A 20,614-nucleotide genomic window follows, 5' to 3' on the forward strand; every position below is an offset into this window, starting at 1 on the left:
CGGTGGCGGCAGCGGCAGCCCGACCACCCGGACGACGGTGCGCGGCGGGCACGTCCCGGTGCCCGCCGCCCGGCGCGCCGCTGCGGACGGCACGGCGGACATGCGGCAGCGGAGCTGGACGCCGCCCGAGGGGCACGGCCCGCTCGACCTCGGCCTGGTGCTCGGGCCGCTGCGGCGCGGCCCCGCCGACCCCTGCTTCCGCGCGGGCCGCGACGGTTCGGTGTGGCGGACCTGTCTGACACCGCTGGGCCCCGGCACCCTGCGCGTACGGGCGAGCGGCCCGGCCGCCGAGGCACAGGCCTGGGGCCCGGGCGCCGCGTGGCTGCTCGACGAACTGCCCGCGCTGCTCGGCGCCGAGGACGACCCCGCCGCCTTCGTGCCGCGCCACCGGCTGCTCGCCCACTGCGCGCACCGGCGCCCGGGCCTGCGGCTCACCCGTACCGGACGGGTGCTGGAGTCGCTGATCCCGTCCGTACTCGAACAGAAGGTGACCACCGACGAGGCGTACCGCGCCTGGCGGTTGCTCGTGCGCCGGTACGGGGTGCCCGCGCCGGGCCCCGGCCCGGAGGCAGGGATGCCGGACCTGTACGTGATGCCCGAGCCGCGCACCTGGGCGCTGATCCCGTCCTGGGAGTGGCACCGCGCGGGCGTCGACGACAAGCGTGCCGCGACGATCCTGCGCGCGGTCCGGGTCGCCCGGCGCCTGGAGGAGGCCGTCACCATGCCGCCGCCGCAGGCCAGGGCACGGCTCGAACTCGTCCCGGGCATCGGCCCGTGGACCTCGGCCGAGGTGATCCAGCGCAGCCACGGCGCCCCGGACGAGGTGACGGTGGGCGATCTGCACCTGCCCCACATCGTCGGCTACGCGCTGGCGGGCGACCGCGACGCGGACGACGCCGCCATGCTGCGCCTGCTCGAACCGTACGCGGGACAGCGGCACCGCGCGGCCCGGCTGATCCTGCTCTCGGGGCACGCGCCGCCTCGCCGCCGACCGAAGATGCGGCGGACGGACATCAGCAAGTGGTGACGTGAGACAGAGGCCGGAGCACCATCGCTCCGGCCCCTGTCGCTCCCCCTCCCCTGCCGCCGACTTCCTTGTCCGGCAGGGCAGTTGAACATCCCCCCACCCAACCCTCGGGCCCCGGCCGACTAGCTCGGCTGCTCCGGCTGCTCCGGCTGGCCCTCGCCGGGCTGGCCCTCCTCCGGCTTGCGCCCCTGATGCTCGGCGGCGCCGGTGCGGATCTCGTCGAGCTTCTCGTAGAGCTTCTCGCCGGGGCACTCGGTGCTGAACCCGTCGCGGTGTCCGGAGATCACCTTGAGCTTGACCTTCTGGCCCTTGGGGAAGCGGTTGCCGCCGCCGGAGACCAGTTCGGTGGTGCCCGCGGGGTCGGCGCCGTGCAGGCCGAGCTTCCAGGCGGTGAGCTTCTTCAGGGCGTCCAGGGCGGGGGCGGGAGCCTCGTCCTCGGAGTGGGTGCCGAGGACGGCGACGCCGGTGCTGTCCTCGTTGAAGCCGAGGGTGTGCGCGCCCATCACGGGCTTGGCGACGCCGCCCGCGCGGCCCTCGTAGACGGTGCCGCACTTGTCGACGAGGAAGTTGTAGCCGATGTCGCGCCAGCCCTCGCTCTGCACGTGGTAGCGGTAGATGCCGCGGATCAGGGCGGGCGCCTCGGCGCAGCTGTAGTTGTTGCCGGAGGCGGTGTGGTGCACGAACGCCGCCTTCACGGTGTCCGTGTAGAGGAAGTCGCCCTGCCGGATGCTCTCGTCGGCGCCCCAGCCCTTGCGGGTGACGATCCGCGGCTGCGGCGCGGCGTACGGCAGATCGGTCGCGCCCTGTTCGGCCCTGACCTCGGCGGCACTGCGGGCAGGCACCTCGACGGCGCCGACTTCGGCGAGCGGCTCGTTGGTACGGGAGACCGCGGTCTCGGCCGAGGTCAACGCGCCCTGCCCGCCGGGCTGCCCGCCCTCGGTGCGCGGGGTCTCGCCGGGCAGGGTGCCGGGGTCGACGAGTTCGAGGCGCAGCCCGGCGGGCAGTACGGACTCGCCGGTCGGGTCCGGCTTGTGCTCGTGGCTGTGCGCGCCGGTCGCGGCGCTCACCTCGCCGCCGGGCCGTACGCGTACCTCCACACCGTCGCTGGTGCCGACCCAGAGCGGGGCCGTACCGCCGTGCAGCCGCCGGGCGTCGCGCTCAGCGCCCGCCGGGTCGGCGGCGTGCTCGTGGTTGTGGGTGGACAGGTGCTGCCAGCCGGACCACCGACCGGTGCGGGTGTCGCGGGTACGGACCTCCACCCGGCCGGCGAGTTCCGCGTCCGGGTCGTCCCAGACCACGCCGAGCAGGGCGAAGGGGCGGACGCTCTGCCGGGCCAGGCCCTGGGCGGCCGGGTTCCCGAGGGCGCGGTCGCCGGCGAGCGGCGCGAGCCGCAGCGACTGGGTGCTGCCGCCCGCCGCCGCGGGGGCCGCCGGCCGCGCCGGACCCGCCGGATCGCGCGGGGCGGCGGCGCCGGGACCGGCGGACAGTACGGGCAGGGCCAGGGCGGCGGCGCAGCAGACGCCGACCGAGGCGAGCGCGCGCGAGGAGAGCACCGGGCGGACCCGGCGCGCGCGGCGGGCGGACCGGGACGAGGTCGCGGACGGGGCATCGTTCGGGAGGGTCGAGCGAGTCGAGGGCGTCGACCGAACACGGAATCCACACATGTGGACGATCTTGAACATGAAGCAATAAATCTGTCCATTGCGGAATTGACGGTTCGTCGGGCTTCCACGCGCCCGGCGCAGTGAGGGGCGTGGGCCCCGCGCCCGCGCTCCCACGTACGCTTGCGCCGTGAACGCCACCGATCGCACCCCCGCCGACCTGCTGCGATCCGCGCTCGCCGCGGACCCCGCGCGCCCCCTGGTGACCTTCTACGACGACGCCACCGGCGAACGCGTCGAACTCTCCGTGGCCACCTTCGCCAATTGGGTGGCCAAGACGGCGAACCTGCTCCAGGGCGAACTCGCCGCCGAGCCCGGCGACCGGCTCGCCCTGCTGCTGCCCGCGCACTGGCAGAGCGCGGTCTGGCTGCTGGCCGCCGCCTCGACCGGTGTGCTCGTCGACGTGGACGGCGACGCGGCCAAGGCCGACCTCGTCGTCGCCGGTCCCGACCGGCTCGAGGACGCCCGCGCCTGCCGCGGCGAGCGCATCGCCCTCGCACTGCGCCCGCTGGGCGGCCGCTTCCCGCAGCCGCCGGAGGGCTTCCTCGACTACGCGGTGGAGGTGCCGAGCCAGGGCGACCGTTTCGCGCCGCTCGCGCCCGTGGACCCGGAGGAGCCCGCGCTGATCGTGGCCGGTGCCGAGCTGTCCGGCTCCGAACTGGTCGACCGCGCCCGCCTGGACGCCCCCGGCCTCGGCCTGACCGGCCCCGGCGACCGCCTCCTGTCCACCCTCGGCTACGACACCTGGGAAGGACTGAGCGCGGGCCTGTACGCGCCGCTGGCCTCGGGCGGCTCGTTGATCCTGTGCCGCCACACCGACCAGGCGGCCGAGAACGTCCTCCAGGACCGCATCGACAGCGAGCGCGTCACCGCGACGGCCCGCTGAGCCCAGGGCCCGCGCCCCCGCCGAGTCGGGGCCACCGCCGTACCCGGGCCGCCGTCGGATCGCAGCCACCGTCGAGTCGCGACTGCCGTCGAATCGGGGCCGCGCACCCGCCGAACCGCAGGTCCGCGCCCCCAAGCCGGGCCCGCGCCCTCCCCTTTCCCTCACCCGACCGGCCGAGCCGCGCCCCTGACCGCGCGCCCCGCGGCCGGGTCCGGGCCATCGTCGTACGAGAGGCGTTGACCCGGACCCCCACGAGGGAGGCGTCACGTGAACGGCTCCGCGGACAGGCGGCCCGGGGACATACCCCCCGAAGGCCCGGAAGGTTCCGGCAGTTCCGACGGCTCCGAGAGCCGGGAGGGCAGGGAGAACGGACACGGCACCTGGTCGTCCGGCGACCGGAACGCCTGGGCGCGGCGCGAGCAGCCGCGTACCGGCGCGAAGCCGCCCCCGCTGCCCGGGGGCGCGAGCCCGACCGGCACGCGCGAGCGGCAGCGCAGGCGCTGGATCAAGGGCACGGCGCTGGGCGGCGCGGCGGTCGTACTGCTCGCGGGCGGCACCGGCTGGGTCGTCTACCACAAGCTGAACGGCAACATCACCGCCGACGAGGCAGCTGCCGAGGAACTCGCCCGCTACGAGAAGGAGCGGCCCACGGCGCTGGTGCGGGGCGCGCAGAACATCCTGCTCATCGGCTCCGACACACGGGCCGGGCGCGACAACGGCAAGTACGGGCGCAACAACGGCACCGAACGCTCGGACACCACGATCCTGCTGCACCTGGCGGCGGACCGGCGCAGCGCCACCGCCGTCTCCATACCGCGCGACCTGATGGTCCAGGTCCCCGGCTGCCGGGGCCGGGACGGCAAGCAGACCCAGCCGATGTTCGCGATGTTCAACTACGCCTTCCAGAAGGGCGGTTCGGCCTGCACGATCCGTACCGTCGAGAAGCTCACCGACATCCGCGTCGACCACCACATGGTCGTGGACTTCGTCGGCTTCAAGAAGGTCGTGGACGCGGTCGGCGGGGTCCGGCTGTGCGTGCCGAAGCCGATCAAGGACGACAAGGCCCACCTGAGGCTGGCGGCGGGGCGGCAGAAGCTGAACGGCGAACAGGCCCTTGGCTACGTACGGGCGCGCAAGAGCCTCGGCAACGGCAGCGACACCGACCGGATGGACCGCCAGCAGCGCTTCCTCGGCGCACTGGTGCACAAGGTGCAGAGCAACGACGTCCTGCTCAACCCCGCGAAGCTGTACCCGGTCCTGGACGCGGCGACCTCCTCGCTCACCACCGACCCGGGCCTGGCCAGCCTGCGCGAGCTGTACCAACTGGTGCGCGGGATGCGGAAGGTGCCTTCCGACGAGGTGCGCTTCTTGACCGTGCCGCGGAGCGCCTACGTCCATGACGCCAACCGTGACCAGCTAGTGGAGCCTGAGGCGCGACGCCTGTTCGAGCGGCTGCGGCACGACCGGAACGTGGTGGTCGAAAAGCGCGAGCGGCAGCGCGAGGCGGAGCCGCGCGAGCAGGCACTGGAGCCCGGCTCCGCGCGCGCGGGCGAACGAGAGGGCGACGATCCGGTGTCCCCCGCTCCCACCTTCCGGGGAAACACGGCGGAGCAGGACGCCTGCGGGTAGACGCAAGTTCGGGGTGAATCGGACAGGTCGGACGTGCCGCTCGCAGGCGGGCCGACACAGTACGAGGGCGGCCGGGCCCCGGTGTGCGTCCGGTGGGTGCGCGGTGCGGGGCCGGTGCCGGGTACGGCATATGACCTCCACCGTTCGCCGCGGGCGAACCAGGACTCCCCTCCGGCACGGAGCGACTACCTGCACCGACCACCGAGAGTGCCGAGCATCGAGTCTCAAACCCGCGCAAAGAGGGCAGAGTTCGGCCCGGTCGTGCGCCGGTCGGAGCGTCGCGCGGGCGACACGCGCCCCTTCCTCCGGTAAAGGCAACCTCAAGGGCGCCTCAGCAGTCCCATGAATTGGGGCGGAATGCCCAATTGTGAGCGCGTGGAATGTGTCACCGCCGGTCGCTCCACGCTGAGCTGGGCGGATAGTGTGACCCGATCCAGTGCAGCGGCCCCGGCGCCGCGCACGGAAGAGCACGAGTGACCTGGCGAGTGACCTGGCGGCCCCTGGGGGAGGGACGCCGTGTGGCCCCGACGGAGGACACAGACAAACGTGGACACGCAAGGCCGAGGGCGGGCGGACGGCATCGATCCCGCGGACCAGTGGGTGCTCAATCCCCACACCGGCGATTACGAACTGCGACTGAGCCCTTCCTCAGAGCAGCGTGTCCCCAGCCCCCGCAGACCGGGCGGCAGGGCGGCGAACCGCAGGGCCGCGCGCGCCCAGAACGCGGACTCCGGCCCGGCGGCAGCGGGAGCACCACCGAGCGGCCCGCCCGGCACACCCCGCCGGCGCCGCGCCGCACCCGCGGAGGAACCGACGAGCACCGGCCGCCGTAAGCAGAAGCCGAAGATGGCCCGCTGGAAGAAGGTGCTGATCTGGACCGGCGGCACCATGGCGTTCGTACTGTTCGCCGCCGCGGCCGCCGGATACCTCTACTACCAGCACCTCAACAACAACATCACCTCGGTCTCCGACGACGGCGCGGGCACCGGCGGGTTCAGCAAGGACCGGGCGATCAACGTCCTGCTGATCGGTACGGACAAGCGCACCGGCAAGGGCAACGCGGGCTACGGCGACAACGGCAGCGCGGGCCACGCGGACACCACGATCCTGCTGCACGTCTCCAAGGACCGTACGAACGCGACCGCGTTGAGCATCCCCCGGGACATGATCACCGACATCCCGGACTGCCCGACCACGCAGGAGGACGGGTCGAGCAAGGTCATCCCCGGCTCGCAGGGCAAGCGGTTCAACGAGAGCCTCGGCCAGTCGGGACGTACGCCGAGCTGTGCGATGCGCACCGCGACCCAGATCACCGGCATAAGGATCGACCACTTCATGGTGGCCGACTTCAACGCGGTCAAGACGCTCTCCAGCGCGGTCGGCGGCGTGGACATCTGCCTGGCCAAGGACATAGACGACCCGAAGTCGCACCTGAAGCTGGACAAGGGCAAGCACACCATCGAGGGCGAAGAGGCACTGGCCTTTGTACGCACCCGGCACTCAGTGGGCTTCGGCGGCGACCTCAGCCGTATCGAACTGCAGCAGCAGTTCCTCAGCTCGCTGATGCGCAAGCTGAAGTCGAACGACACGCTCACCAGCCCCCGCAAGATGTTCAAGCTGGCGGAGGCGGGCACCAAGGCCCTCACCGTCGACGACGGGATCGGTGACATCGGCAAGCTGCGCGACCTCGGTACCGAGATCGGCAAGGTCGACACCAAGAACCTGACCTTCGCCACCACCCCGGTCGTCGACAACACCGACGGGGCCACCGTGCTGCTCAACGAGGCGAAGGCCGATCCCCTCTTCCAGATGATGCGCGCCGACGTCTCGCTGACCGAGGTGAAGAAGCAGGAGAAGGAGAAGAAGAAGGAGCAGGACGCGCGGCTCAAGGGCCCGCAGTCCGAGGCCTCCGAGGTCCGCGTCGACATCTACAACGGCGGCGCCAAGGCGGGCTCGGCCTCCAAGACGCTGAGCTGGCTCCAGCTCGAACAGGGCGTACTGAAGTCCAGCCAGCTCGGCAACGCCCCGAAGCCGCTGGCCAAGACGCAGTTGGAGTACGACCCGGACCAGGCGGACCAGGCACGCAAGCTGGCCGAGATCATGGGCCTGCCCGGCTCCGCGCTGAAGCCCGGCAAGAGCGAGGAGAACGCGCAGGGTCTGCCCACGATGAAGCTGACGCTGGGCAAGGACTTCAAGGGTGCGGGCATTCCACTCGTTCCGCCGAAAAAGGCGCCGGACGACATCCAGCGGGTGGAAGCGGACAAAAAGATGTGTGCCAAGTAATTTCAGGTAACCTTCGGGGCTTCTCGTGCGTCAAACAACGCAAGAGAGGCCCCGTTGGGGTACTCGGCACCAAGGGGGCGGGGGAACAGTGAGGCAAGGCAGCGTGCAGGGGGAGGGGACCCGGGAGCACGTCGGGCACACCGACGACCCGGGCCGCACCGCGCCCACGGACACCGCGGAGCCCACCGCTTCCGACGAGACTTCCGGGGCTTCCGGGGCTTCCGGCAGTGGCGGCCCGGGCTCACGCCGGAGCAGGCGCCGCCGGCGCCCGCGCCGTCGTCTGCGCTATCGAATACTCAGCTGGGCGGCGGTCTGTCTGGCCGTGCTCATCCTCGGCACCGCGGGCGCGGGTTATCTCTACTACCTGCACCTCAACGGCAACATCAAGAAGGAAAAGCTCAACCTCGGCGACCACGAAATCGCCGGGCCGAAGCCCAACGCCGCGGGCCAGACCCCGATGAACATCCTGCTGATCGGCTCGGACGCCCGTGACTCGAAGGCGAACCAGGAACTGGGCGGCGCCAAGGAGACCTTCGGCGCGACCCCGCTCGCGGACGTACAGATGCTGGTGCACCTGTCCGCGGACCGCAGCAACATGTCCGTGATCAGCATGCCGCGCGACACCCTGCTGCAGATTCCCAAGTGCACCGCCCCCGACGGCGAGGTCTACAAGGCCTCCGTCAACCCGCAGATGACCAACACCTCGCTGGGCCGCGGCGGCCCGGGCTGCACGGTGGCCACCTGGCAGGAGCTGACCGGCATCAGGATCGACCATTTCATGATGGTCGACTTCGCGGGCGTGGTCTCCATGGCGGACGCCATCGGCGGCGTCCCGGTCTGTGTGGACGCCAACATCCACTCCCGGGACCGCAAGGGCCACGGCTCGGGCCTGAAGATGAAGAAGGGCACCCACCCGGTCAAGGGCGAACAGGCCCTGCAGTGGCTGCGTACGCGCTACGGCTTCGAGGACGGCACCGACATCGGGCGCGCCAAGGCCCAGCACATGTACATGAACTCGATGGCCCGCGAGATGCGCGCGAACGCCACGTGGCACAACCCGGGCAAGCTCCGCAACCTCGCCGAGGAAGCCACCAGCGCGCTGACCGTGGACGAGGGTCTGGACACCGTCAAGAAGCTCTACGACCTCAGCGGCGAGTTCCGCAAGATCCCGCCGAAGCGCATCACGATGACCACGATGCCCTGGCAGCAGGCCGTCTCCGACCGCAACCGCGTCGAGCCCAAGCCGGGCGACGCCGAGCAGCTCTTCCGCCTGGTCCGCGAGGACATCGCGCTGGACGGCAAGGACAAGAAGGACAAGAAGGAGAGCGGCAAGGGCGGCGACGCGGAGAAGGAGAAGGTCTCCGCCGATCCGGCCGCCGCCGACGCGGAGATCGCCGTCCATGTGCAGAACGGCACCCGGAGCGCCTCACAGGCCGCCGTGTCCGGACGCGCGAGGGATGTGGCCACCCTGCTCGCGGGCAAGGGTTTCGTACAGTCCACCGCGGACACCACGGCCATGCCCGCCCAGGACCGTACGGTGATCCGCTTCCCCAGCGCCGAACTGGAGGGCGACGCCCAGCGGGTGGCCAAGCAGCTGGGCATTCCGCTGAGTTCGGTGGAGCGCTCCACGCAGGTCTCCGGAGTCACCCTGGTGGTCGGCGCCGACTGGCGCGAGGGCGAGACCTACACCCCCGCACCGGCCGAGAAGGACGACAAGACCCCCGAGTCGGCGGACGTCCTCAACGGCTCGGACGACTCGGCCTGTATGCACGTGGACCCGAACTTCACGTTCTAGCCGAGGAGTTGGGTAACGCAACCCGGCGCCCCTCGGACGGTTGGGCAACTGCCTCTGGTGACAGGGTGGTTGCCCAACTGTCTTTCTGGGCGGGCCACTATGCGACATGCGTACACGTGATGTCCGTCAAGCTTTCGAAGGGTGTCACGAGCGGACGGTAGCCCAAGGCTGTGGGGCCCGGCGGAGGTTATCGGCTCTCGACGGAGTGGGAGTTGGGACTACGTGGGTGAAGCAGTCAGGGGTCTGTGGCAGTAGTGCCAGTCAAGGCCATGCTCCTCGATTCCGCCGGAGGTGAGGACTCACAGCCAGCCGTCGCGGGTGATCCGCTAGGGGTGCGTGGGCGCGGCCGGGTGCGTCTGTGCCGGCGGCGGGGCCATAGTGCAGGTCGGATCGCGTCGCTCATGGCCTGACAACGAAGCAGGGGACCGTCAGGCGACGGTCGTCTCTCCCTGCGCCAGCTCAATGAAGGCTTCCAGAGCCTCGTTCATCTTCTGCCCGGATGCCTGCCACCCAGTTTCCTCTTCGGGAAGGTGTCCGGCCGACGTTCCGGCCTCGGCCTTCTGTGTAGCCGCAGCGCGGAAGCGCGCCGCACCGAGCGTGAAATCCTTGGCAACCCGCCCGATCGTCGCCGGTCCTTCGAGACATACAACCTGAGACTTCTCGTACAGGTCGTCATAGCGCTCCGTGAGAGTGGCAAGGAGATCTCGGAGGCGGGTTTCCTCCTCCGTGGTGAGCGCCCGCTGCGCGGAGTCATGCAGCGCTCTGGCCAACGGCAGGATCATGTGCCGAAACTTCTCACCGGCGACTATGAAGTCCACGTATGCCTGTCGCCTGACCTCGCGATGCCACTTTTGGAGTTCACGCTTGCTTTGGTCTTCAGCCTGCCTTCTTGCAGCTCGTTGCGCCACTTGTTGGCTGACGAGAAGGAACACACCGGTTACGAGAGAGCCTCCGAGTGTCCAAAAGGGCGCCCAGTCAGCCGCGTTCAAGTTCCCCCCTGCTTGCCGCTGCCAGAAGCAGACCTACCCAAAGCTAGAGCCACCGAGCAGCGAGGTCGACCAACTCGGCGCGACCGGGAAGGCTGGACCCGCGGTGGGGCGCGGGCCCGGGGTCAGGCAGTAGCTTCGGCTCTGCGAGCGGTCCCTCGGCGGTCTTGCGCTGCCGGATGGCGGTGGTGAGTGCCTGCTCGCTGTCGATCGAGCCGGGCGGCGGAGTTCCCGTTCGCGGGACGTTGCACCCGGCCGCCCTCCCTCCGCTTTTCGTGAAAATTTCTCAACTCTCTTTCGGGGCCCCCTACTTCCGCCACCGCGCGGACCGCCCCTCCCCCACCGTCTTCAAGCCCCCGCCGCCACCTGCGCCGCGCGCGTTCACCCGGCGCCGCTCACCGTAAGTAGGCGCTCTCTCAAGGCAGTTGCGCACGTCAGCGGGCCGTCGCGGGGAGTCTTGACGGGCCGGTCACGCACCGCGACTCTTGGGCACCTGCCGCGGCGGGCCGCCGCACGCCCGCCGTGGCACCCACCCCCCACCCCCGGAGGCTTCCGTGATCACACGCAGAGTGTTCCTCACCGGTTCGGCGACCGCGGCCTCGGCGGCCGTCCTGCTGGGCTCCCCCGGCGCGGCCACCGCCCTGACGCGCGGCCGCACGGCGGGCCCGCAGACCTGTGAACTCGCCCTGGAGAACGCCTCGTTGCCGGGCAAGGTCCACGCCTACGTCACCGGCCATGACGGCGCCACCGACGCCTGGGTGCTGCTGCGCCCGGACGGCAGCGTCTACCGCCCCGAGTCCCCCGCCCAGCCGAACACCCCGCTCCCCGTCGACTGCGCGATCCCGCTGCCCGCCGCGGGCTCGGGTCCCGTCGTCCTGACGCTGCCCCAGATGTACGGCGCCCGGGTCTACTTCGTCCGCGACGACACCCTGGACTTCTTCCTCAACCCGGGCCCCGCCCTGGTCGAACCGGCCTTCGCCGCCCCCGAGGACCCCAACTACCGCCGGGTGTGGTCGTTCTGCGAATTCACCTTCAACACACAGCAGTTGTACGCGAACATCAGCTACGTCGACCTGGTCACCGCCGTGCCGATCGGGCTGGTCCTGGAGGGCGACGCCCGGCACGAGGTGGCCCCGTTGCCGGACGGCGCCGTGGACCGTATCGCCGCCGGGGTGCGGGAGCAGGCCGCCGACGGGCAGCCCTGGGACAGCCTGGTGATCACCGGCGACGACGGCAAGGTGCTGCGGGTGGTGTCACCGCAGTCGGTGATGGCGCCCTGGTTCGACAAGCCGGACCAGATGCCGTTCCGCGACGCCTTCGACTCGTACATCGACAAGGTGTGGGAGAAGTACGGCGCCGAGGACCTGCGGATCGACCTCCAGGGCGGGCGCGGCGTACGCAAGGGCCGGGTCAGCGGCGACGTGCTCACCTTCGAGGGTGGGCACAGTTTCCCCAGGCCCGTCTCGCGGGACGTCTTCACCTGCAACCACGGCCCGTTCGCCAACAACCCGGGCGACCCCGACGACAAGAAGGGCCTGCTCGCCCGGCTCGCCGCGGGCTTCAACCGCAGCACCCTGCTCACCCACCCCGACCAGCCCGGCGGCGGCTCCGAGGACTACTACCGCGACCCGGTGACCAACCACTGGGCCCGCGTGGTGCACGCCAACTCGCCCATCGGGTACGCCTTCCCGTACGACGACGTACGCCCCGACGGCCAGCCGGACGTCTCGGGCGCCGCCTTCGACCCGAACCCGCGCCGGTTCACCGTACGGGTGGGGTCGTGAACGGCCCCGGGACGTCCTGAACTCCGGTCGCTGGGACGTGAGTTGACAACGATGCCTTCGGTGCGGGCGAGGCCCGCGCCGAAGGCATCGGCACCAGGTCTCAGGCCTGCCGCGCCTCGTCGAGCACCGCCGGGCGGCGGCTCGCGATGACTTTCCTGGCCAGGGCGCGCGGGCTGGTGAGGAAGCCCCAGCCCCAGGACATGTGCATGGTCGCGAGGGCGAGGGGGATGCGCAGCCGGGCGGCGAGCGGAAGCCCGCGTCCGGCGGGCACCGAGCCCGCGCAGATCGCCGCGAGATAGCCGCCGGGGATCACCAGCGCGTACGGGGTGAGCAGGGCGCCCGCCACCAGGCCCGCCGCGATCGCGCAGACGGCGACCGGCGGGGCGAGGTAGCGCAGGTTGATGGAGCCGGAGTGGTAGCGGGCGACCACGTGCCGCCAGCGCCCGTAGTTCTTGTACTGCTTGGCCAGCGCGCGCACCGAGGGGCGCGGCCGGTAGGAGACCTTCAGCTCGGGCGAGAACCAGATCAGGCCGCCCGCCTCGCGGATGCGGAAGTTGAGCTCCCAGTCCTGGGCGCGGATGAACTCCACGTTGTAGCCGCCCTGTTGCTCCAAGGCCTCGCGGCGGAAGACGCCCAGGTAGACGGTCTCGGCGGGACCGGCCTGGCCGCCGGTGTGGAAGGCGGCGTTGCCCACGCCGATCTTCGAGGTCATCGCGGCGGCGACGGCGTGCTCCCAGTCGTTCTCGCCCTCGGCGTACATCAGACCGCCGACGTTCTGCGCGCCGGTCTCGTCGAGCAGCCGTACCGCGGTGGAGATGTAGCCGGGCGAGAGCATGCCGTGCCCGTCGACGCGGACCACCACCGGGTGCCGGGAGGCACCGATCGCGGCGTTGAGCGCGGCGGGGGTACGGCCCGTCGGGTTGGGCACCGTGTGCACCCGGGGGTCCTCGCTCACCAGGGCGGCGGCGATCTCGTCGGTACGGTCGGTGGAGGGGCCGAGCGCGATCACGACCTCCATCTCACCCGGGTACTCCTGGGCCAGGATCGCCTCGACGGCGCCGCGCAGGTGCCGCTCCTCGTCGAGTACGGGCATGATCACGGAAACGGCGGGGTGCTGCTCACCAGGTGTGGCACCGGACGTCGCACCGGACTTGGGGGCTTCGGCTTCCATCTCGTCTTTCGCTCCGTGGTCCGGGAGGTCCCGGACGCTGCTCCAGCCACCCGGGCCCGGCTTCGGAAAGCGGCCCGGAAACTGCTGCGCGGACTGTGCGCGCACCGAGGGGGTGACCTCGCGCTGCCGCCTGACTGCATCACTGCATCGGACGTCACGTTACCGCTTACGAGGGACTGGGACGCGCGCCGTACGGCGGAATGGGCCGGGCAGCATTTCGTATCGGCCTACTGTGTGTCCCTGCCGCGTCACCGGCCCTCCCCCAGGACTGAGTCCGGGGGCACCCCCAGCCCCGCAAGGAACCGCGGAGGTCCACCCCGTGCCCCACCCGCCCCGCCCCCGGCCCTCCGGGGGGACTCCCGCTCCGCCGCCGCGGCGGCCCGGCCGTCCGAGGTCCGGGCCGCGGACGGGAGCGCCACCGGACGGCGCCCGGAGGTCGGCCGCGCCCCCGCGCGCACGCCGGGCGCGCTGGCCGATGCGGGCGGTGACCGGCTGTTCCGTGCTGGTGCTCACGGTCGCGGGGGTCGGGCACGCGCTGCTGAGCAGTGTCGGCTCGGGCATCGGCCGGGTCGACCCGTTCCGGGACATGAAGAACCGGCCCGCGGCGGGCGACGGCACGAACATCCTGCTCGTCGGCACTGACGGCCGGGACAAGATCTCGCAGGAGGAGCGCAAGAAGTACCGCCTGGGCGGCGCGCCCTGCCACTGCACCGACACGATCATGATCGTGCACATCTCCGAGGACCGGCGCCGCGCCAGCGTGGTCAGCCTGCCCCGTGACTCGTACGCGCGGATCCCCGCGCACACCGACCGGGCCACCAACAAGCACCACCCGGCCCGCCCGGTGAAGCTGAACGCGGCCTACGCGCAGGGCGGTCCGCAGCTCACCGTGCGCACCGTCGAGCACATGACCAAGGTGAAGATCGACCACTACCTGGAGGTCGACTTCACCAGCTTCATGCGGACCGTCGACAAGGTCGGCGGGGTGGAGATCTGCACCGCCAAGCCCCTGAAGGACTCCCACACCGGCCTCGACCTGACGCCCGGCAAGCACCGGCTGAACGGCGGCGAGGCCCTTCAGTACGTGCGCTCGCGGCACATCGACGCCGACTCCGACCTCGGCCGGATGCAGCGCCAGCAGCGCTTCATGGCCGCGCTCATCCAGCGGGCGACCTCCTCCGGGGTGCTCCTGAACCCGATGAAGTTCCGTGAGGTGACCGGGTCCGTGCTGGGTTCGGTCCGGGCCGACAAGGGCTTCGGCTCGGAGGAACTGCTCACCCTGGGCCGTGCGATGCGCCGCTTCACGCCCTCGTCCTCGGAGTTCCAGACGGTGCCGATCGGCACGGTGGGCTACGCGGTCCGGGGCGTGGGCTCCACCGTCAAATGGGACCCGGCGGGGTCGCGCCGTCTGTTCGCGGCACTGCGCGCGGACCAGCCGATCGCCTCGCCGACGGTGGGCCCGCGCAAGACGGTCGTGGACGTCGACCCGCGCACCATCCGCGTCCAGGTGGAGAACGGCACCGGCACCAAGGGCCTCGGCAAGCGCGTCGACGGCGCCCTGCGCGCCACCGGCTTCCGTACCACCGGCGCACCCCGCGACGCGAAGAAGCGCGACGTCCGGCAGACGGTCGTGCTCTACGACCCCCGCTGGGACCGCTCCGCGAAGTCCCTGTCCACCGCCCTGCCCGGCTCGAAGCTGCGCGCGGTCAAGGGCCAGGGCGCCACTCTCAAGGTGCTCGCCGGTGCGGACTTCGAGAAGGTCCGCCAGGTGCGGGCGCAGAAGCCGCGCGACGACGGTTCGTCGGCGGTGCGCGGGGACGAGGTGGAGTGCGGCTGAGCGGCGCCGGGGTGCGTACGGGGCCGCCCCTCTCCCCTCTTACGTACGAGAAGTGCGGCCGGTCCTACGTACGAGAGGTGCGGCCGGTCTTACGTACGAGAAGTGCGGGCGGTGCTCGATGTGGGCGGCCCGGGGCCGGGAGCGGGAGGGCCGGGGGGCTCGGCGACCCCGGACACGACAGTCCCCGGGAGTCCTCGTCGATCCATCCGCCTCAGTCGTCGCTGGGGTTCCGGTATCGAGGGTCTCTCGGGGGCCTGGCCAGAGCCTTCAAGAATCTCTTGTCCTGTGAACGTCTCCACAGACGGTGGGACTCTCCGGTTTTCTGGTGTAATGACCAGTTTCCTCCGGATGACGGCAGTGTCAACAGGCTGACGTCAGAAAGTTCGACGGAACTTCACTTCGCGCCTGCGGGGCGCCCGAAGACACCCAAAGGCGCGCGAAGCGCATAAGGCGCCCCTTCACGCCCATGTGCGCCTGAACACGCCCAAGTTGCCCCGCAGTTGCCCCACCCAAAGCGCCTCGCCTACAGGTCGTCGAGCCCTTCGGCCGCCCGCTTCTCGCGCAGGTCCAGGATCGCGCGACGGCGCGCGAGCCGGTGCGTACGCCGGATCTGTGCCTCCTGCCAGCGCCGCTTGTCGCGCTCGGTCTCCGGCAGTACGGGCGGTACGGCGCGCGGCCTGCCGTCGGAGTCGACCGCCGCGAACACCAGATAGGCGCTGCCGACCTGCTGCGCGGGCTCGGACTCGTTCCAGCGTTCGGCCAGGACCCGGACGCCGACCTCCATCGAGGTCCGGCCCGTCCAGTTGATCTGCGCCTTCACATGGACCAGGTCGCCCACCCGTACCGGCATCAGGAACGCCATCTCGTCCATCGAGGCCGTCACGGCGGGACCGCCGGAGTGCCGCCCGGCCACCGCGCCCGCGGCGTCGTCGACCAGTTTCATGATCACGCCGCCGTGCACCGTGCCGAGGAGGTTGGTGTCGTTCTGCGTCATGATGTGACTGAGGGTGGTTCGTGAGGCGGAAGTGGGCTTGCCCGGAATACCGGCATCCGAGGCGCTGGCCTGGTCTGTCATACCGCCCACCATATGCCTGGCCCGCTTTGCATCAGCTCTGCAACAGCCTCGCCCCAAGGCTCCACCCGCCCTGTAATGCGCCGTGGGCCGTCCCGCACACTGTGGGCCATGAGCAACTGGCGTGGAGACACCTCCCGGCCGAGCGGAGCCGAGAACGGAGGTGGGTGGACCGGCAGCGGCGACGCCGCCCGCCCCCGTCGCGGCTACGGCCGTGGCAGCGACGACGACCAGCCCGAGAGCGCGCGCGTGATGCGCCATGTGCGCCCCGGGGACGGGCCCTCCCCACAGCGCCCGGGCCCGCCCGGGACGGGCGTACCACGCCAGCCCGCGCACGGCCCCGGCGACGGCGGCGGCCCGGACCAGTTCGACGCCTTCCGCCCGGTACCCGAGCCCGCGTACGACAGCGGCTACAACACCGGCCAGGTCTACGAGTCCCAGGGCGGGCGCCGCAGGCCCGGCGGGGGCGACGGCGACGGTGGCGGTCCTCAGGGCCCCACTCGTCCCGGGCGGCAGCGCCCGCCGGGTGCCGCCCCGAACTGGCGGCGCCGGATAGGTTTCACCGCTCTCGGCCTGACCATCGTGCTCCTGGTGACCAGCGTCATCACGTACTTCTGGGCGGACGCCAAGCTCAAGCGCGAGGTCGACCTCTCGAAGGTCATCGAGCGGCCCGAGGGCGGCAAGGGCACGAACTACCTGATCGTCGGCTCCGACAGCCGCGAGGGCATGACCGAGGAGCAGAAGAAGGAACTGCACACCGGCTCCGCCGAGGGCAAGCGCACCGACTCGATGATGATCCTGCACGTCGGCGAGAACGGGAACACGATGATCTCGCTGCCGCGTGACTCCAACGTCGAGATCCCCTCCTTCATCGGCTCCGAGAGCGGCAAGCAGCGCCCGGCCATGGGCACCAACAAGCTCAACGCCGCCTACTCGATCGACGGCCCCCAGCTCCTGGTCCGCACCGTCGAGCACAACACCGGCCTGAAGATCGACCACTACGCCGAGATCGGCTTCGCGGGCTTCGCCAACGTCGTGGACGCGCTCGGCGGCGTGGAGATGGACCTGGAGAAGGGCTTCAAGGACAAGTACTCCGGCGCCGACTTCCAGGCGGGCAAGCAGACCCTCGACGGCAAGCAGGCCCTCGCCTTCGTCCGCACCCGGCACGCCTTCACCAGCGACCTGGACCGCACCAAGAACCAGCAGAAGTTCCTGGCGACGCTGGCCAACCAGGCGGCGACCCCGTCGACGATCATGAACCCGTTCAAGCTGTACCCCGTGATGGGCGCCGGTCTGGACACCCTGATCGTCGACAAGGAGATGAGCCTGTGGGACGTCTCCTCGATGTTCTGGGCCATGAAGGGCGTCACGGGCGGCGACGGCAAGTCCATGAACATGCCGATCAACGGCTCGGTCAACGGCAACCTCGTCTGGGACAAGGCCAAGATGAAGACCCTGGTCGAGCAGCTCAAGAACGACGAGAAGGTCACCGTCTCCGACCAGTGAGCACGCCGGCCGGGCGGTGAACACATGCCGGAGGGCCCGTCGTACGCGATGACTTCGCGTACGACGGGCCCTCGTCGTTTCCGGGGCCGGGGCGGCGCCTGCGGCCCGCTCCCCCTGTGCCCTACGGCAGGTTGCGGGCCATGACGATGCGCTGGACCTGGTTGGTGCCCTCGTAGATCTGCGTGATCTTCGCGTCACGCATCATCCGCTCGACCGGGTACTCCCGCGTGTAGCCGTAACCACCCAGCAACTGGATCGCGTCGATGGTCACCTCCATCGCGACATCCGAAGCGAAACACTTCGCCGCCGCCCCGTGGAAGGTGAGGTCGCTGTCCTCACGCTCCGACTTCGCCGCCGCCGCGTAGGTCAGCTGACGGGCCGCCTCCAGCTTCATCGCCATGTCGGCGAGCATGAACTGCACACCCTGGAAGTCCCCGATCGGCTTGCCGAACTGCTTCCGCTCGCGGACATACTCCTTCGCGTAGTCCAGCGCGCCCTGCGCGATACCCACCGCCTGCGCCGCGATCGTCACCCGCGTGTGGTCCAGCGTGCGCATCGCGGTCGCGAAACCCGTGCCCTCCGCACCGATGATCCGGTCCGCCGGAATCCGCACATTGTCGAAGTACACCTCACGCGTGGGCGAGCCCTTGATGCCCAGCTTCTTCTCCGGCGCACCGAAGGACACACCCTCATCGCCCTTCTCCACCACGAACGCGGAGATCCCCTTCGAGCGCTTCTCCGGATCGGTGACCGCCATCACCGTGTAGAAATCACTCACCCCGGCATTGGTGATCCACCGCTTCACACCATTGAGCACCCAGGTGTCCCCGTCACGGACGGCCTTGGTCTTCATCCCGGCGGCATCCGATCCGGCCTCGGGCTCGGACAGGCAGTACGAGAACATGCCCTCACCACGCGCCAGCGCACCGAGGTACTTCTGCTTGATCTCCTCACCACCGGAGAGCACCACCGGCATCGAACCCAGCTTGTTCACCGCCGGGATCAACGACGAGGAGCCGCACACCCGCGCGACCTCCTCGATCACGATCACCGTCGCGAGCGCGTCCGCACCCGCACCGCCGTACGACTCCGGAACATGCACCGCGTGCAGATCCGCGCCCAGCAACGCGTCCAGGGCCTCCTGCGGGAAACGGCCCTCCTCGTCGACCTCGGTCGCGAACGGCGCGATCTTCGCCTCGGCCAGCGCACGCACCGTCTCCCGAAGCATCTCGTGCTCCTCCGACGGCCGGTACAGATCAAAAGCCGGGTTGCCCGCCACGCTGCTCACTCTCCAAGAGGTCTGGGACATCTCCGGGCGCCGGGATGCCTGCGGTTCTGGTGGATCTGATGGATCTGGTGGATCCGGGTTAACTGAGGGTTCTGCGGTCAGGACGGTACGTACGCCTCATTGCAGACACGCTAACTACTGTTAAGTAACCCAACTTTAAGCGGCCGGTCCAGCGCTCGGACACGTGAGCTTGCCGACAAGGCGGAGGGTCGGCGTCAGGCGCTCGCGACTATGCTCTGGGCGCGCGCCGAACCGTGTGCGACACACCGCCCCCGACGGAGCACTGGAGTTTCCATGGCCCTCAAGATCACCGTGATCGGCACCGGCTACCTCGGCGCCACCCACGCCGCGGCCATGGCGGAGCTGGGCTTCGAGGTGCTGGGTCTGGACGTGGTGCCGGAGAAGGTCGACATGCTGGGCCGGGGTGAGGTCCCGATGTACGAGCCGGGTCTCGAAGACCTCCTGCGCGCCCATGTCGCCGGTATCGAGGGCTCCTCGGGTCGGCTGCGGTTCACGATGGACTGGGCCGAGATCGCCGACTTCGGCGATGTGCACTTCGTCTGTGTGAACACCCCGCAGAAGCACGGCGAGTACGCCTGTGACATGAGCTACGTCGACGCCGCGATGGAGTCGCTGGCCAAGCACCTGACCAAGCCCGCGCTGGTGGTCGGCAAGTCCACCGTCCCGGTCGGCAGCGCCGAGCGCCTTGCCACCCGTATCCGCGAGGTCGCGCCCGCGGGCGACGGGGTGGAGCTGGCCTGGAACCCGGAGTTCCTGCGCGAGGGCTTCGCCGTACAGGACACGCTGCACCCGGACCGGATCGTCGCCGGTGTGCGCAGCGAGCACGCCGAACGGCTGCTGCGCGAGGTCTACGCGAAGCCGCTCGCCGAGGGCACCCCCTTCGTGGTCACCGACTTCCCCACCGCCGAGCTGGTGAAGACCTCCGCGAACTCCTTCCTCGCGACCAAGATCTCCTTCATCAACGCGATGGCAGAGGTCTGCGAGGCGGGTGGCGGCGACGTCGCCAAGCTGGCCGAGGCGATCGGCCACGACGACCGGATCGGCGCCAAGTTCCTGCGCGCGGGCATCGGGTTCGGCGGCGGCTGCCTGCCCAAGGACATCCGGGCGTTCATGGCCCGCGCCGGTGAGCTGGGCGCGGACCAGGCACTGACCTTCCTGCGCGAGATCGACTCCATCAACATGCGCCGCCGCGGCGCGATGGTGGAGATGGCCCGCGAGGCGGTCGGCGGCACCTTCCTCGGCAAGCGGGTCGCCGTCCTCGGTGCCGCGTTCAAGCCGGACTCCGACGACGTACGCGACTCCCCCGCCCTCAACGTCGCCGGCCAGATCCACCTCCAGGGCGGACAGGTCACCGTCTACGACCCCAAGGGCATGGACAACGCCCGCCGCCTGTTCCCGACCCTGGGCTACGCGGACAGCGCGCTGGAGGCCGCACGCGGCGCCGACGTCGTCCTGCACCTCACCGAGTGGCGCGAGTTCCGCGAACTCGACCCGGCCGAGGTGGGTGCCGTGGTCGCGGGCCGCCTGATCCTGGACGGCCGCAACGCCCTGGACCCCACGCTGTGGCGCGCGGCCGGGTGGACGTACCGGGCGATGGGCCGTCCGGCTGCCTGACCCCGTGCGACCTGCCGGTGCGCGGCAGGTCGCCTCAGGTGGGGGCCACGGCCC

14 protein-coding genes are annotated in these 20,614 nt (G+C 70.7%); 9 read left to right on the forward strand and 5 right to left on the reverse strand.

Annotated elements, in window-relative coordinates; translation table 11 throughout:
- Nucleotides 1-100: 100 nt before the first annotated feature.
- Nucleotides 101-1,027, forward strand: coding sequence for a DNA-3-methyladenine glycosylase (locus tag HUT18_RS11065; protein ID WP_254878978.1), 927 nt, complete (start codon nt 101-103; stop codon nt 1,025-1,027).
- A 122-nt stretch (nt 1,028-1,149) separates the two neighbouring features.
- On the opposite strand, the gene HUT18_RS11070 is transcribed toward HUT18_RS11065, so the two are convergent.
- Nucleotides 1,150-2,580, reverse strand: coding sequence for a peptidoglycan recognition protein (locus HUT18_RS11070; RefSeq protein ID WP_254878526.1), 1,431 nt, complete (start codon nt 2,578-2,580; stop codon nt 1,150-1,152).
- 238 nt (nt 2,581-2,818) lie between these two features.
- Between HUT18_RS11070 and HUT18_RS11075 the strand changes: the two genes are divergently transcribed.
- The 4 genes from HUT18_RS11075 (at nt 2,819) to HUT18_RS11090 (ending at nt 9,281) form a co-directional block, all read left to right on the forward strand.
- Nucleotides 2,819-3,574 (forward strand): TIGR03089 family protein, encoded by a 756-nt coding sequence (locus HUT18_RS11075; protein ID WP_176100004.1) that lies wholly within the window; start codon nt 2,819-2,821, stop codon nt 3,572-3,574.
- Nucleotides 3,575-4,024: 450 nt separating this feature from the next.
- A complete protein-coding gene (locus HUT18_RS11080) occupies nt 4,025-5,203 on the forward strand; it encodes an LCP family protein (RefSeq protein WP_254878979.1) in 1,179 nt (392 codons plus the stop codon).
- A 546-nt stretch (nt 5,204-5,749) separates the two neighbouring features.
- Nucleotides 5,750-7,486: an LCP family protein gene (locus tag HUT18_RS11085; RefSeq protein ID WP_176100008.1), complete on the forward strand. Its 1,737-nt coding sequence runs from the start codon at nt 5,750-5,752 to the stop codon at nt 7,484-7,486.
- An 88-nt stretch (nt 7,487-7,574) separates the two neighbouring features.
- Nucleotides 7,575-9,281: an LCP family protein gene (locus HUT18_RS11090; protein ID WP_368661518.1), complete on the forward strand. Its 1,707-nt coding sequence runs from the start codon at nt 7,575-7,577 to the stop codon at nt 9,279-9,281.
- Between the two features lie 428 nt (nt 9,282-9,709).
- On the opposite strand, the gene HUT18_RS11095 is transcribed toward HUT18_RS11090, so the two are convergent.
- Nucleotides 9,710-10,213 carry a hypothetical protein gene (locus tag HUT18_RS11095; protein WP_176100010.1) on the reverse strand — a complete coding sequence of 168 codons (504 nt, stop codon included), beginning with the start codon at nt 10,211-10,213 and terminating at the stop codon, nt 9,710-9,712.
- 608 nt (nt 10,214-10,821) lie between these two features.
- Between HUT18_RS11095 and HUT18_RS11100 the strand changes: the two genes are divergently transcribed.
- Entirely contained in the window at nt 10,822-12,051 is a 1,230-nt protein-coding gene (locus tag HUT18_RS11100; RefSeq protein WP_176100012.1) for a glycoside hydrolase family 64 protein, read from the forward strand.
- 100 nt (nt 12,052-12,151) lie between these two features.
- Here the strand turns inward: HUT18_RS11100 and HUT18_RS11105 are convergent, their stop codons facing one another.
- Entirely contained in the window at nt 12,152-13,222 is a 1,071-nt protein-coding gene (locus HUT18_RS11105; RefSeq protein ID WP_176100014.1) for a glycosyltransferase family 2 protein, read from the reverse strand.
- A 319-nt stretch (nt 13,223-13,541) separates the two neighbouring features.
- Here HUT18_RS11105 and HUT18_RS11110 point away from each other — a divergent pair, with 319 nt between their 5' ends.
- Nucleotides 13,542-15,059 carry an LCP family protein gene (locus HUT18_RS11110; RefSeq protein ID WP_254878528.1) on the forward strand — a complete coding sequence of 506 codons (1,518 nt, stop codon included), beginning with the start codon at nt 13,542-13,544 and terminating at the stop codon, nt 15,057-15,059.
- A 523-nt stretch (nt 15,060-15,582) separates the two neighbouring features.
- On the opposite strand, the gene HUT18_RS11115 is transcribed toward HUT18_RS11110, so the two are convergent.
- Nucleotides 15,583-16,134, reverse strand: coding sequence for an acyl-CoA thioesterase (locus HUT18_RS11115; RefSeq protein ID WP_176100017.1), 552 nt, complete (start codon nt 16,132-16,134; stop codon nt 15,583-15,585).
- A gap of 249 nt (nt 16,135-16,383) precedes the next feature.
- Here HUT18_RS11115 and HUT18_RS11120 point away from each other — a divergent pair, with 249 nt between their 5' ends.
- Nucleotides 16,384-17,637 carry an LCP family protein gene (locus HUT18_RS11120; protein WP_254878980.1) on the forward strand — a complete coding sequence of 418 codons (1,254 nt, stop codon included), beginning with the start codon at nt 16,384-16,386 and terminating at the stop codon, nt 17,635-17,637.
- A gap of 121 nt (nt 17,638-17,758) precedes the next feature.
- On the opposite strand, the gene HUT18_RS11125 is transcribed toward HUT18_RS11120, so the two are convergent.
- Nucleotides 17,759-18,916, reverse strand: coding sequence for an acyl-CoA dehydrogenase family protein (locus tag HUT18_RS11125; RefSeq protein ID WP_176100021.1), 1,158 nt, complete (start codon nt 18,914-18,916; stop codon nt 17,759-17,761).
- 303 nt (nt 18,917-19,219) lie between these two features.
- Here HUT18_RS11125 and HUT18_RS11130 point away from each other — a divergent pair, with 303 nt between their 5' ends.
- Nucleotides 19,220-20,560, forward strand: coding sequence for a UDP-glucose/GDP-mannose dehydrogenase family protein (locus HUT18_RS11130; protein WP_176100023.1), 1,341 nt, complete (start codon nt 19,220-19,222; stop codon nt 20,558-20,560).
- Nucleotides 20,561-20,614: the final 54 nt, after the last annotated feature.

The sequence above is a fragment of the Streptomyces sp. NA04227 genome (genome assembly GCF_013364195.1).
Taxonomy (GTDB): Bacteria; Actinomycetota; Actinomycetes; order Streptomycetales; family Streptomycetaceae; genus Streptomyces.